The organism is Amphritea atlantica, assembly GCF_018860855.1.
Lineage (GTDB): Bacteria > Pseudomonadota > Gammaproteobacteria > Pseudomonadales > Balneatricaceae > Amphritea > Amphritea atlantica_A.
The window spans coordinates 1-14,106 of sequence record NZ_JAHKQE010000010.1; the positions used below are offsets into that span (position 1 = coordinate 1).

Consider the following 14,106-nt stretch of genomic DNA (forward strand, 5'->3'; position numbering starts at 1 on the left):
GGGGATTCATATAATAAGTGCGACACTTTTTGGTAAAGGTGGAGAGGAGGTCAACTGCTGACCGTGGTACGCTTCTTCTCGCCAAAGACAAAGTGTATCACTATGACATATCAACAGTTGACCGAAGGGAAACGATACCAGATATCGATTCTTCTTGCGCAGGGTTATCGGCCTGCTTTCATCGCTAAAACAATCAATGTACATCGTTCAACCGTTTATCGAGAACTCGACCGAAACGGCTCAAAGGGTGGTTACCATCCTGAACCGGCTCAGCAGAAATCTCAAGAGCGAAGGACTTTGGCAACTAAATACAAAATTCCGGCGTTAACGGTTGAGTATGTTGAATTTGGGTTATCACTTCACTGGAGTCCAGAGCAGATTAGCGGTGTTGGGCATTTAATTGATATGCCCGTTAGTCACGAGTGGATCTACCGCTACATCGCCGCGAATAAAGCCGCTGGCGGAGTGCTTTACAAAGCGTTACGGCAAGGACATAAACGCTATCGACGAGGCGTGAATACCAAGCGTTGTGTGATACCCGATCCACGTTCGATAGATGAGCGACCTGAGGTCGTCGATAATAGAGAACGCTTTGGCGATTGGGAAGTCGATACAGTTCTAGGTAAGCAAGGAACTGGGGCGTTGGTGACATTAGCGGAACGTAAAAGTCGCATGTATCTGGTTCGAAAGGTGGATGCTAAGCGAGCGGTTGACGTACGGGATGCCGTGATAGATATGCTCAAGCCTTATGCTGCATCGGTGCGAACAATCACTGCCGATAATGGCTCGGAGTTTGTCGAACACAAAGCGATAGCTGATGCGCTCAATATAGATTTTTACTTCGCACATCCCTATTCATCATGGGAGCGAGGGTTAAATGAAAACTTTAATGGACTATTGAGACAATACATTCCTAAGGGGATAGATCTGCGCCTGGTTACAGATGAGGATGTACGACGAGCAGAGCAGCGATTGAACCTAAGGCCAAGAAAGTGTCTTGGGTTCAGGCAGCCAGAAGTGGTCTTTCGAGAGTTACTTCAGGCAGCATAGGGGAGTGTCGCACTTGGGAGTTGAATTCGCGGCTCCCTTACATTACCCGGCCAACGATGCTGTTGTATTGCCATTAAAGCCTGCTGAGAGAAACCTTTAAGACGGCCTTGTCCTTCTGAAACAAAGTGCTCGAAAAAGAAGTTTGTTAGTAATTCAATATCGCTTCCTCGATCCCGCAATGCCGGCGTTAAAATTTGCAGTACATTCAATCGATATAGAAGATCTTCGCGAAACCTACCCTGCTTAATCGCCCCATCAAGATCAACGTTTGTGGCAGAAATCACTCGAACATCTATCGGTATCTCCTCATTTCCGCCCACCCGCTGGATAACCTTCTCCTGAAGAAAACGTAATAAATTAACCTGCATATCGTATGGCAGGTCTCCAACTTCATCCAGAAAGAGAGTCCCACCAGATGCCATCTCAATTTGACCTAGCTTCTGCTTATTTGCCCCTGTAAAGGCTCCTTTTTCATAGCCAAATAGCTCCGACTGAATCAGGTTTTCAGGAATGGCACCACAGTTAACGGCAACGACAGGTTTGTCGCGACACTCACGTGCGATATGAAGACACTGCTTATCCACACAACTTGAGACTATGAACAGCCCCAGACAGACGGTATCTCTTGGGTAGCTCGCATAAACAATCACGCTTATTCGCTAAAGATCTATATGCTGAGAGAGTAAAAATCACAATAAAGTTACAACTGTACCGTCTGCTATTTAAAAGGACCTCTATGCCTCTTTTTAAGAAAATAGCATCGCAGCACGAAAAGGTTCGTCCATCACCTCTTGCTAACGATCATCGCTGTCCCGTTATGCGGTAGCAGAGCAACTCATCAATAGCTTTGCTCTGCTACAGCGACAGTCTTATACAACGTCACAACCAAGATTAGTAAACACTCACAATCATCCAACAACAGGACAGAGAAAGAACTCAACCTTCAACCAAGAAGTGACCGCATCAATATTACTCTAAGAGATCGAGTGCTTCACAACCGTCTCAACAACGACACTCTTGGCCAACTGATGGGTTCACCGATGAAGTTAATTACGCTGTTATTGAAGCACAAACGACCTCTTCATACTTTTTCAGCTGAATGCTAATCGTAGCCTGAGCCCGATGCAAAGACGCTGCGCCAATAGCCGAAGCTACGTCATTGTACTTCTAGCGTTTCTACAACGACAACTTAGGCTGTATAAAATCAATAAAGGCAGAGATACGCTTGGCCACCGATGATGATTTATAGAATACGGCGCTGATCTGCTCTCGGCCGGTATTGATCATTTTTTCGCTCTCAAGCAGAGGAATTAAGCGCCCCTCGACAAGATCTTTCTTAATCATAAAGCCCGATAAACAAGCGATACCATTTCCTGCCAAGGCCAGTTGCCTCACGGTTTCACCATTGCTGGATGTCAGTGTCGGCGTTAAGGCCTTAAAACCTTTCAAGGGCCAATCGTTAAGCACCTTAGCGCCTGAAAAACCAATGGTGTCATGTTTAACAAGGTCACTGATTTTCTTGGGCAAACCCCGTCTCGATAAATAATCGGGAGCCGCGACAATGTATAACAAACTTCTCCCGAGAGGCCGAGCATGAAGACTTGAATCGCTCAACGTTCCAATCCGAATCGCCAAGTCGGTTTTCTTTTCGAGTAGATCAACAAACCCTTCATTGGAGGTCAACTCCAATTCGATATCGGGATACTCGTGGCTAAATGCTTGCACCAGTGGGACTAACTGATGAAAAACAAACGGACTGGCAGCATCTACGCGTAAACGACCTTTTGGCAACTCACCTCGTGAAATAATATCCTCTTCCGCCTGCTGAATTTGGATTAGCCCCACTCGAACCGCTTCAATAAACTGACGCCCTTCATCGGTCAGTTCTATCCGCCGCGTGGTTCGGTTGAGTATAGAAACACCGAGTTGATGCTCAACCTTGCTCACCGCCCTCGATACCCGTGCCACTTGAATATCCAGCACCTCTGCCGCAGCCGAGAACCCACCACTATCGACTACCGTCAATAATATCTCTAAATCATCAGATCGCGTCAGCATCTCATTATCCTAATATCCAGTATTCCTGTGTTTCGTCTCACTAATATATTTATTTCATTTATAACAAATATTATTTGTTAAAACCTCTATTCTTAACAAATAACTATCAACGCATAATGCCTCCTATCAAAACCCAACACGATATGACGGATGACAACCCCGATATCGTGCCGTGAAACCCAAAACATAGTGAGTAATCGTATGCCCTTAGCACTTTTCGCATTGACGCTCAGCGCCTTTGCTATCGGGACCACCGAGTTTGTCATCGTTGGCTTAATCCCAACCATGGCCGCCGATTTAAGCGTCTCATTACCCTCCGCCGGACTATTAGTTAGCCTTTACGCACTAGGTGTTGCCATTGGCGCCCCGGTCTTAACAGCATTAACAGGAAAGTGGAACCGTAAACACGTACTCATTGCGGTGATGTCACTGTTTGTCGCAGGTAACCTATTGGCGTGGCAAGCCCCAGGGTATGACACCTTAATTGTTGCTCGTATCTTAACCGGCCTAGCCCACGGTGTATTTTTCTCGATTGGCTCAACGATCGCGACAGGGTTGGTGGCTAAAGAGAAAGCCGCCAGTGCCATCGCCATTATGTTTACGGGTTTAACCGTAGCATTAGTGACCGGCGTGCCACTTGGCACCTATATCGGTCAAGCATTTGACTGGCAGGCAACGTTCCTTATTGTGGCATTACTCGGCTTGATCGCACTGATCGGTAGCGCTATTCTCGTTCCTTCCAACTTAAAACAAGCGGCAGCGGCAACGCTATCTGAACAGTTAAGCGTACTAACTCAACCAAGATTGCTATTGGTATATGCCATGACAGCAGTGGGTTATGGCGGTACGTTTGTCGCTTTCACTTACCTTGCACCAATCTTAGAGCAGGTATCTGGTTTTGCCTCGAGCTCAATCGGCTTGATCATGCTGGTCTACGGCGTATCGGTTGCTTTCGGTAATATCTGGGGCGGTAAATTGGCGGATAAAATGGGACCAATAAAAGCACTCCACATTATTTTCACCGCCCTCGCCTTAGTGTTATTAACCTTCACATTCACCGCAGGCAATCAAATAGGCGCTATATTAACCGTACTGATTTGGGGAGCCTTTGCGTTCGGCAATGTACCCGGATTACAGGTCTATGTCGTGCAGCTGGCTGAGAAATACACACCGAATGCGGTTGATGTGGCATCTGGACTCAATATTGCCGCTTTCAATGTCGGCATTGCTATCGGCTCTCTTCTTGGTGGTATGGTAGTTGAGGATATGGAGCTGATGGACACAACTTGGATTGGTGCACTGATCGTCGTGCTCGCGATCATTTTAACAAGACTTTCCGGCTTTCTAGACTCACGCGATCAAGCTAGAACAGCCTAATAACCCATATTATTTTTCGGGGAGATTACCGGTCACCGCCCTATCCGCTCTATTACTAAAACAGAGGTTGAGCAATGGGCGGCGATCTATCTGAACAATCTTAAAAATAAAACCATTAATGAAGTGATGATCGTGTTTAGAGGCATTTTTAAAGATGCTCCGCCGATGGCGAATATGATTAACAAGATAATGGGGTTTTCAAATCAGACTGTCCCATAGATGCCCCAGAAAAAGAACAAAACACCATAAATTATTGAAATATAAGATAAAAAATGACGGTTAGGGGATGACACGTCGTTTCAATCCTTGCCCTACGGGTTGTCGTGGCAAGCTCCGACACTGTCTCGCTTCGCTCGGCTCGAACCCACGAGGGATCTCACCCTCCCTTCACATTTCAGACACAAAAAAGCCCAGTCGTTAGACTAGGCTCTTTCATTTTGAATTAAATGGCGGTGAGGGAGGGATTCGAACCCTCTTAAAGCATTTTTCACAAATTAATTTAACACCACCAAATACCTTAATAAATCCTTTAAAAACATATAGTTATATTTTTAACATGTAGACTATAAACGGTATTAGCTGGTCATAAATAGTCTTTAAAATGCCCCAAAAACGCCCCAAATCTGCCCCAAAAAACACCACTGGGAATTCATATAATAAATGCGACATTTATTACTAAAGAGTGAGAATGATCAATCGGAAAGAAAAAAGCCGATACCCAACAAGTGGGTACCGACGATGAAATGCTAGTAGGTTTTATAAGGCAGGAATTTACCTGAAAGAACCACATTAACACGGTCACCTTTAGGGTCTTCTTCTCGATTAATATCCATAGAGAAGTCGATCGCACTCATAATCCCGTCGCCAAACTCTTCATGAATCAGCTCTTTGATTGTAGTCCCGTAGACACTCACAATCTCATACCAGCGGTACAGCAATGGATCAGTGGGTACAGCTGTTGGTAAGGAGCCTTTATAAGGTGCAACTTGCAGCCAAGCGATCGCTTCATCAGATAACTCAAATAGTTCACCTACTTTCTCTGCCTGCTCTTTATCAAACGTCATCTGGCCTAAACATGCCGCAGTGGTCCACTCTTTTGAAAGGCCAACGACGTCAGCCACAGCGCCCCACTTAATACCTTTACGTACTTTTGCGGACAAAATCAGTTGTGTTACTTCTTCTCGATTACTAATCATGTTGTTTTCCTTCAATAAAGATCGATGTCATTGTTTGCAGAGCGGCCTCTTGTTACCGCTCTGTAATAAAAAATTATGCGGCTTGGGTCTGAGAGCCTGATCCCACTTTTAAGTGAGCGACGATGTGGTTATCCACCTCTTGCTCCATAATCAGGGTTTCAGCGTCCTCATAAATCAGCGTCCACTTCACGCCAGCCACCGGAAGGCCATTCATCACTAAAGGCAGTGAGCGGGTTTTCAAACGTATCACCGGTGCACTGTGCTCATAGCCACTGGCATCCTGCTCAAGAATGGCATGGGCTATGGACTTAGCCTGATGTTTAATCGGTTCGATGAAGCGGCAAGGTGTCCCCTGAATACTGATACAGTCACCCAGCGCATAGATATCGGGTTCACTTGTCTGCAGAGTGTTTGGATCCACCTGAATTCCCTGCTCAAAATCCAATCCAGCATGGCGGGCGATACGATTATCAGTCATTAAACCCGTGGCAGCTAAAACTTGATCCACCTCAAGTGAGTCACCCTGTTTAAAGCAGATCTGCTTCTGTCCATTCGACAACTCAGTAATGCCTGTAATCTCATCTTCTCCCCGATAATCAACCCCTAAACAGGTCAGACTTTCCGCCAACCGTTTAGACGCAAGGGGGGGCAATAAACCGGCCAATGGAAATTCATTACGATCCAATAATGCAACCTGATGTCCTGCGCGAATAAAATCTTCCGCAATTTCGCAGCCAATCATTCCTGCTCCGACAATCGCGATCTTCTGGGGACCTTTTGCCAACGCTTGCTGCATACCAGACCAACTAGTCAAATCATTCACTCGCCAGCACAGACCAGGGGGTAGCTGTTTAGGCAGAGCCGGTTTAGCGCCCTGAGCTAATATCAATGTTGTGTAGGTTAATGAACCTCTGGTCGTACGTAACTGATGTAATTCAGAGGTAATACCCACAACAAAGGTTGCTGACATTAGCTGTACACCTAGACGACGTGCGGCATCAATACCCGTTTCTTTGATCAAAGCAGCTTTATCTAAGCCTCGACTGATAGCAATGGATAACTCAGGCTTATGATAAATATCACCCTGACAAGCACTGACGAGCGTGATCGGCACCTGTTGATCTAATTGCCGAATCGCTTCAACAGCCGCCCAACCTGATAGCCCAGCACCCACAACCACAATACCCGGTTCACTGCTAAAATTTTCTGTTTGCTCAATAACGGTTACGACTGGTTTTTCAAATAATTCGAAATCTATTTTGGTCACACCGCAAAGAGGGCACTCCCAATCATCGGGTATATCTTCGAAACGGGTACCGGGTGCTAAACCACTATCTGGGTCGCCCTGCTCTTCATCATAAATAAGGCCACAGGCACGACAGAGGTACTGTCTCCATTCTGGGAACTCGCTACTCATGCTGGCACCTCCTCTCGCATCTGTTTGGCCATCTCCCAACGTAAGTGTTTAATGGCCGGTGTTACGATAGCGACAAAGTGGGCTTCGCGAATACGACGTTGCGGCGAAGCACTCATTAAATAACCTTTGGCACCTTGATGTAGCAGAGCAGACTGGGAGGCTTTAAGACATAACTCTGCCCCTTGGGAGCGCACATCTAACACATCAAGGAAAAACTCTTTGCTACCCTCATAAGGTGTTTCGGCCAATACCATAGTACGGGCAACCAAATCGTCAAACTCCGCTTGCAGTTCATCCGGACGGTTGTGGAGATATTGGTTTACATGACCCAAGGTGGGTTCGACATCTCGCATATCGTCGATAGATCCCTGAATAATACCGGCGGCGATGCCTACCTGTAGTAAAACAAAAGCACCGCGAATACGTTGTATAAAAGGTCGTGCAGGATCAGCAATCATCTGATCTTCACTGACAAAATAATCGACTAGCGTAATAGCCCATGTACTTGTGCCTTCCATGCCGGAAAACTCAGGACAAGCGCGCAAACTTACCCGTTCATCTAAATCCAGTAGGAACATAATCTCGTGGGAACGGCTGCCGTCACTACGGTCAACAGCAGCAACTGCACCACAATATTGGCCTTCGCCGATATGACTAACCCAAGGCAGTGTTCCACTGACACTGTAACCTCCGGGTACTTTTTTAGCCTTAAACGCCATATTTTCAATGCCGGCCAACGCTTTCATCGGATTCGATAACCCCGTACCGCCAAATGTTCGGCCTAAGGTATGGTCACCTAGCCGTGCGAGCAATGCGGGATTGCCTGATTGCTCCATATATAAGCCACACACATCGTGACACCAGGTCATAAAACCTGTTGCTCCACACTGACGGCTGATCTCACTCATGGCTGAAATGGCCAAATCAAATCGGCAACCATGCTGATCTAAATGACCAGCATAAGCGCCTGCCTGACCGAGGCTTGCCATGATGTCGAGCGGGTAGTACCCCTCATCAATCCGCTTGGCTGCCGGCGCAAGTTGTTGCTGCGCGACCAAACCGACATCGGCAAGCACCTTGGCATCATCGTCCCAGGGAGCTGTAATTGAAGAAACTGCAACGCTATTCATGGCATACCTCTCAAAGTCAGTTAATGCGTTAATTAATCCATCAAGCTAATGCTGAAAGGAATCGGGTTACGCATCGTATTAGCAACCGGCGAGAAGTAGTTGGCGCGGGTTACAATCTCATCTAACTCTTCCCGTGACGCATCGCCTTCGATTAGGACTTTGACTCGAATCTCCTGAAAGCCCATCTGCTCAGGCTCCATCTCTGCACCACCGGCACCCCATGCAGCTGGATTACCGATATCACCTTCTAGAAAAACTTCTAGCTTGCTCAGTTTCACTTGCTTCCAAGTGGCTACTGCAGTGATCCCGACACACAAACAACCACCTAGACCTGAGAGTACGATTTCACCCGGCGCAGGCGCTGTATCTTCACCAAATAGGTGTAACGGCTCATCAACAACTACTTCGTGCTGATTGATATGACTTACCGTACGGTACTGGCCATCCGTGATGGTATGTACTTTGTTAGTACCACGGTTACCTGGGTTGTTAAGTCCCTTTTCTGCAAATGCCATCAAACCATCACGATCAATCGAACGTAGGTGGCTAGAAACAGTTTTTGGTGTCATTGCTGTATTCATGTTTTTCTCCAAAAGATTTAGCAGGACTGTATATTTTGTTATAAACACTTCAGATGTTTCTTAGATCATTGCAGTAACAATGCCAAAACAAAATAATCACATAGAATCAATAAGTTAAAGTAAAAAACGCTTTTAATTTTCTTACGAAGAAAGGCATTGTCAATGAATGTAATACTTACATTGTCAGACAATGCTGCCGTATCAATAATTGACTGAAGCCCACTTAATAGCGCTTCATATCTATAAGCTCTAGGTCTATATCTTGGATGCCAGAAATAAAAAACCCCGAACCAAAGTTCAGGGCTTTAAGGATCAAAAGTGATTATTTAGCAGGCATAAGGCAAGCCGGTTTCAATAGGTAGAGACGCATCCTCTGCCCACTCATTCCATGAGCCAAAGTAGAGTTTTACATTTTCAATACCTGCAGCTTTTAATGCCACTAGGGTGTTCGATGCCCGAGCGCCCTTAAAGCAGTAGATATAAACATGACTGTTTTTGTTAATACCTACACTGGCGCAATCTGCTAGCACCTCCTCTGAGGATTTAAACACGGGCACGGCGCCGGGTTTCATCAATCGGTACCATTCAAGCCAGCGTGCACCCGGTAAGCGACCTTTACGGGAGGAGTAGTCTCGGCCATAAGGCGATGAACTAGTGCCCACCCACTCATCCACATCCCGAACATCAAGCAGTACAATCTCATCATTACCAAGTGCTTTGAGTACATCATCTTTATCAACCATTAACCCATCGGCACTATGATCTAACGGGAATTCAGCGGCGACCGGTGTTAAAACCTCCGCTGTCTCCGCTAAGCCCGCCGCTTTCCAGGCCTGAAAACCACCATGCAAAATTGACACTTTTGGGTAACCGAGATAACACAATAAAAAGTATCCGCGGCAAGACTGACCAAACCCTGAGTTCATTGAATCTTCATATACAACAGCCGTTTCTTCACCAGAAAGCCCCGCCTTACCAAATACACCCGCAAACTTACCTTTTAACTCAGCAATCCCTTCCGGTGTCGATGCCGCCAGAAAAGTAAAAATATCATGAATATTCACAGCACCAGGGATATGGCCTGCAGCAAACTGCTCGGGATTACGAGTATCAATCAACACGACTTTTTCGTTATCGATCTTTTGCTGTAACTCTTGAGGATCCAATAGAACTGTTGTCATTTTCCAACTCCAGAAAGTATCATTTATAGGTATCAGTACAACATTATTTATCTTCCTTTAAATACCTATCAATAATTATTCCAGCCCACATACTTCCCTTATAAAACAATCAGATATAGCTAATAAAAATAATTATTCCATCATTCATTACTACAGAATGATTGACATTGTAAGTCAATGTCATATGACTTCCTCATGCATAATGTCTCTAAATTATATTTCACAATTTCATAACCACCCTTGTCACACTAGCCCCCACAATATTGCGAAATATAAAACCATCTTGACAAAGATACATTCCGTCCTGTATCTAATATATAGCGAATAAGGAAACCGTATAATGACCGTGAAAATGAGTACGCCAGTACAGCTACCAAGAACACAAGCTCAGCGTAGTGCCGAAACGCAAATGCTGCTGTTAGATGCCACAATAGACACCCTCATTGAAGTCGGCTATACACGCGCTAGTACTATGGAAATAGTTAAACGTTCAGGAGTATCCCGGGGAGCACAAGTACACCACTACGGCAGTAAAACAGGTTTAATCACTGCGGCAACGAAACATCTATTTAGTGGCTTTATTGATGAACTCGAAGAATTAGCTCTGCAAGTTAGGTGTTCCGATAATCATTTGGAGGCATTTCTCGATGGCACCTTGGAAAAGTTTTTCCATGGGCGGTTCTTTTTTGCATCTCTGGAACTCATTATTGCAGCGCGAACAGATACATCGTTAAAAGAGAATTTAATCCCCCTCATCAAAGAATTTCATTATCGATTGGACGAACTATGGGATCGCTTTTTTGTATCTACTGATGCATCTCCCGCTAATGTCGCTACCCTGTTAAATATGACTCTTTGTCTTTTACGTGGAATGGCTGTGCAATCAGTGCTACGTGAGGATCCGGATTACTACACAGAGATAATCAACACTTGGAAAATAATTTTATTATCATTCTTAACTAAACGAGATAATTAAATCTATCAGCATCCATGATTATTTCCCATCTTAAAGAATAATTATAACAACCAACCAAAAAGTTAGTGACACATACTAACTAAAACTTTTTAACTTACACACAAGGAGATTTAAACCTTAAAAATCAAAATAATTTTGACTGACATTAATTTCCCCTCAGTCATACGAAGTGTTTGCTCTACTGGTTTTTTAAAATAGTTTTCATGCTTTACATTTTTCAATAAAAATTAGTTAACCCAACAGGATCTATGCTTATGAAAATTAAAAATTCAATAGTCGCCGCTGTTATCGCAGTCTGCAGTTTAAGTACGGTATCTAGCGCAAGCGCTGAAAGTGTAAGAACATTAAAGTTTCATAGCGGACTGGCGCAGTCTCGCCCTGAAGCAGCATCTATCGACCACTTCGCTGAATTAGTTAAAGAAAAATCAGGTGGCAACCTACTCATCAATGTTTATCACTCAGGCTCTCTAGGGCTTAAAGAAGCAGACATGCTACGCATCCTACAAGCAGGCATGGTAGATATCGGCCTCATGTATGGCGAATACTATAAACGAGATGCGCCAGCGCTAGCCTCTGTTTATGCTCAAGGCGCCATAACAGAAAGCAGTCAGCATCTGGATGTGCTTCCTACCTTGCGAGATATCTATAAGAAAGCCTATGCAAAGTGGGATATCACTACAGTAGGTGGCGTCGTAGCACCCGTATTTGATGTTGGCTTACATTGTAAAGAACCTATCAACTCCCTTGAAGGCCTTCATGGTAAAAAGGTTCGTGTGTGGTCTGGTCACCTTGTTGACACCTTCAAGAACTTGGGAATTACCGCGCAGGTGATCCCGCAAAATGATATGTACCTTGCTCTTCAAACAGGCGTAGTCGATTGTGCTTATTACCTCTCAACCGTTGCTAAAACGGTCTCACTTCAGGAAGTAACCAAGTATGAATCTTATCTTCACCCTTGGGCAGCATCCCCATGGATGTTTGGTGTCAGCGATAAAACGTGGGACTCACTAAGCAAAGAGAATCAAGCAATTCTAGTTGAGGCTGGTAATGAGATATGGGACGAAACCAAAGATAAAGCCGTTGACCCTGTACGAGAAGAAAAAGCCCGTGAAGAACGGGTAGCTCTCGGCATAACAGTTCTCCCTAAGTTTAGTGATGCCGACGTACAAACATTTGTTGCAGCGTCGAGTAAAGCTTGGAAAGAAATGGCAGAAGAATCCGGTGAAGAAGGATTGGGGTATTATGAAAAAGTCTCTAGCTTAACTAAGTAAATTTTATCGGCTCTGATATTTCATATCAGAGCCGATATTTTTATCTGTCTAAAAACTATAAGGAACACATTAAATGCTCCTATTTTCTAAAGTTATCGACTTTATTGTAAAAATTGTTTTTTATATTGGTGTGTCATCAGGAATAATAATGACATTATTAGTATTCGCAAGCACCTTACTTCGATACCTTGCTGGTCAGCCTATTTCATTTTCTGATGAACTCACTGGATTACTATTTTTAACGATGGCATTTACGACCTTTCCATATGTATCCAATAAATCTGGACATATTAGGCTAGATCTTATTACCAACAAAATGCCACCCACAATTCAGAAAATATTTATCCCCATTGCCTCAGCAATATTTATTACCTTTGCCGTTATCTTTGCTTGGCAGTCATGGCAATTTCTAGAGTTTTCTAAATTTATTAGTTCCCGTACCGATGTTAGCAGAATCTTACTCTGGCCTTGGATGGCTCTGATGCCTATATCGATGATACTTTGTGTTTTAGTCGAGATTAAAAAACTACTAACAAAAGGCAGTCATTCCATGTTAGAAGAGGCTTCACTATGAGTTGGCTTATTCTGTGTTCCAGCCTCGCACTTCTATTGAGTACCGGCGCGCTTTTAGGCGCAGGGTTAGGACTAACCGGCTTCATACTTCTCCATTTTCAAGGCAATGGTGCCTCCGCATTAGCAATCAATTCCGTATGGAATTTACTAACAGAATTTACGCTAAGCGCTGTGCCTCTTTTTATTATATTAGGTGATATATTGCTAGCTAGCGGTGTATCTCAGCGCGTCTACAACGGATTAACGCCTCTGTTTCGCAAGATTCCAGGACAGCTATTACACACAAACATTGCTGTTTGCACCCTTTTTGGGGCGGTAAGTGGCTCAAGTACAGCCACAGCCGCAGCAATTGGATCTGTCAGCTACCCCGAACTTAAACAACGTGGATACTCTCCTAGCATGGTTGTGGGGACACTAGCTGCAGGTGGAACCCTAGGGCTACTCATTCCTCCTAGTCTAGCTCTGCTTATATATGGAGCGACTCAAAACGTTTCAATTGGCAAGCTTTTTATGGCGGGCTTAATACCCGGTGTAATTATTGCTGTCTGCTTTTCTGCATGGATTTTTATACGTGCAAGCATCGGCACCAAAGTGGCACCACCCGCGACTGAGCCGTTTTGCTGGAAAGAAGTAAGACAGGGTCTGATGCAAGTCTGGCCACTCCCCATTCTTATCTTTTTTGTCCTTGGTACCATTTACATGGGCATTGCAACCCCTACAGAAGCCGCTGCATTAGGCGTGGCAGCCGCCATCGTTATCGGATTTAGCTGGGGGGATTTAACAATAACAACATTATGGAAAGCATTTCACAATGCCTCTTTTATGTTCGGTGCTATTGCACTAATTTTGGTTGGTACATCGATTTTGGCACAGGCCGTCAGCCTACTGGGGTTACCTAGGGCTGCAGTCGAAATGATCAGTGACTTGGGATTTGGCCGTTATGGTGTGTTAGTAATGGTCATACTAGTATACCTATTATTGGGGTGCTTTTTTGATGGCATATCACTTCTCCTCATGACATTACCCATCACATTCCCAATGATAACAAGCATGGGCTTTGATCCTGTTTGGTTTGGTATTATTGTCACACTACTTATGGAGGTGGGAATGATAACACCACCAGTAGGACTCAATCTTTTTGTACTCAGCGCTATTACAAAAAATGAAGTCAATGTGACACAAGCGGCTAAGGCTTCATTACCATATTGGCTGATTCTATTAATGGCTGTTGCATTGTTAACGATCTCGCCATCAATCGTTTTATGGCTCCCTAACACGATATTCTAATCGGACGTT

13 protein-coding genes and 1 other RNA gene are annotated in these 14,106 nt (G+C 44.6%); 6 read left to right on the forward strand and 8 right to left on the reverse strand.

The genetic code is table 11. The features are described from left to right. Window positions 1-102: 102 nt before the first annotated feature. On the forward strand, window positions 103-1,050 hold the full coding sequence (locus KO512_RS04075) for an IS30 family transposase (RefSeq protein WP_215951071.1): 948 nt from the start codon (window positions 103-105) through the stop codon (window positions 1,048-1,050). Here the strand turns inward: KO512_RS04075 and KO512_RS04080 are convergent. Then, on the reverse strand, window positions 1,038-1,634 hold the full coding sequence (locus tag KO512_RS04080; protein WP_303493387.1) for a sigma 54-interacting transcriptional regulator: 597 nt from the start codon (window positions 1,632-1,634) through the stop codon (window positions 1,038-1,040). The two genes, KO512_RS04075 and KO512_RS04080, sit on opposite strands and share 13 nt — an antisense overlap. A 592-nt stretch (window positions 1,635-2,226) precedes the next feature. Then, window positions 2,227-3,108: a LysR family transcriptional regulator gene (locus tag KO512_RS04085; RefSeq protein WP_215951072.1), complete on the reverse strand. Its 882-nt coding sequence runs from the start codon at window positions 3,106-3,108 to the stop codon at window positions 2,227-2,229. Window positions 3,109-3,309: 201 nt separating this feature from the next. Between KO512_RS04085 and KO512_RS04090 the strand changes: the two genes are divergently transcribed. After that, window positions 3,310-4,485, forward strand: coding sequence for an MFS transporter (locus KO512_RS04090; protein ID WP_215951073.1), 1,176 nt, complete (start codon window positions 3,310-3,312; stop codon window positions 4,483-4,485). Between the two features lie 273 nt (window positions 4,486-4,758). On the opposite strand, the gene KO512_RS04095 is transcribed toward KO512_RS04090, so the two are convergent. The 6 genes from KO512_RS04095 to KO512_RS04120 all read right to left on the reverse strand — a co-directional run bounded on the left by KO512_RS04095 (window position 4,759) and on the right by KO512_RS04120 (window position 9,990). Continuing rightward, window positions 4,759-4,885, reverse strand: a non-coding RNA gene (locus KO512_RS04095) — RtT sRNA. 346 nt (window positions 4,886-5,231) lie between these two features. Continuing rightward, window positions 5,232-5,681: a cyanase gene (gene cynS / locus KO512_RS04100; RefSeq protein WP_215951074.1), complete on the reverse strand. Its 450-nt coding sequence runs from the start codon at window positions 5,679-5,681 to the stop codon at window positions 5,232-5,234. Window positions 5,682-5,754: 73 nt separating this feature from the next. Beyond that, complete coding sequence (locus KO512_RS04105; protein WP_215951075.1) at window positions 5,755-7,098, reverse strand: FAD-dependent oxidoreductase; 1,344 nt, start codon at window positions 7,096-7,098, stop codon at window positions 5,755-5,757. Next, on the reverse strand, window positions 7,095-8,228 hold the full coding sequence (locus KO512_RS04110; RefSeq protein ID WP_215951076.1) for an acyl-CoA dehydrogenase family protein: 1,134 nt from the start codon (window positions 8,226-8,228) through the stop codon (window positions 7,095-7,097). Before KO512_RS04110 ends, KO512_RS04105 begins: the two co-directional genes overlap by 4 nt. Before the next feature lie 32 nt (window positions 8,229-8,260). Continuing rightward, a complete protein-coding gene (locus KO512_RS04115) occupies window positions 8,261-8,809 on the reverse strand; it encodes an OsmC family protein (RefSeq protein WP_126158097.1) in 549 nt (182 codons plus the stop codon). A gap of 326 nt (window positions 8,810-9,135) precedes the next feature. Beyond that, a complete protein-coding gene (locus KO512_RS04120; protein WP_215951077.1) occupies window positions 9,136-9,990 on the reverse strand; it encodes a sulfurtransferase in 855 nt (284 codons plus the stop codon). Window positions 9,991-10,330: 340 nt separating this feature from the next. Here KO512_RS04120 and KO512_RS04125 point away from each other — a divergent pair, with 340 nt between their 5' ends. From KO512_RS04125 to KO512_RS04140, 4 genes are all read left to right on the forward strand, one after another. Further along, window positions 10,331-10,966 (forward strand): TetR/AcrR family transcriptional regulator, encoded by a 636-nt coding sequence (locus KO512_RS04125; protein WP_215951078.1) that lies wholly within the window; start codon window positions 10,331-10,333, stop codon window positions 10,964-10,966. Window positions 10,967-11,220: 254 nt separating this feature from the next. Beyond that, entirely contained in the window at window positions 11,221-12,237 is a 1,017-nt protein-coding gene (locus tag KO512_RS04130) for a TRAP transporter substrate-binding protein (RefSeq protein WP_215951079.1), read from the forward strand. Between the two features lie 73 nt (window positions 12,238-12,310). Continuing rightward, the gene (locus tag KO512_RS04135; RefSeq protein WP_215951080.1) at window positions 12,311-12,811 is read left to right on the forward strand and encodes a TRAP transporter small permease; all 501 of its coding nucleotides are present in this window, start codon (window positions 12,311-12,313) and stop codon (window positions 12,809-12,811) included. Then, a complete protein-coding gene (locus tag KO512_RS04140) occupies window positions 12,808-14,097 on the forward strand; it encodes a TRAP transporter large permease (RefSeq protein ID WP_215951081.1) in 1,290 nt (429 codons plus the stop codon). The genes KO512_RS04135 and KO512_RS04140 overlap by 4 nt, the downstream gene beginning before the upstream one ends. Window positions 14,098-14,106 lie beyond the last annotated feature (9 nt).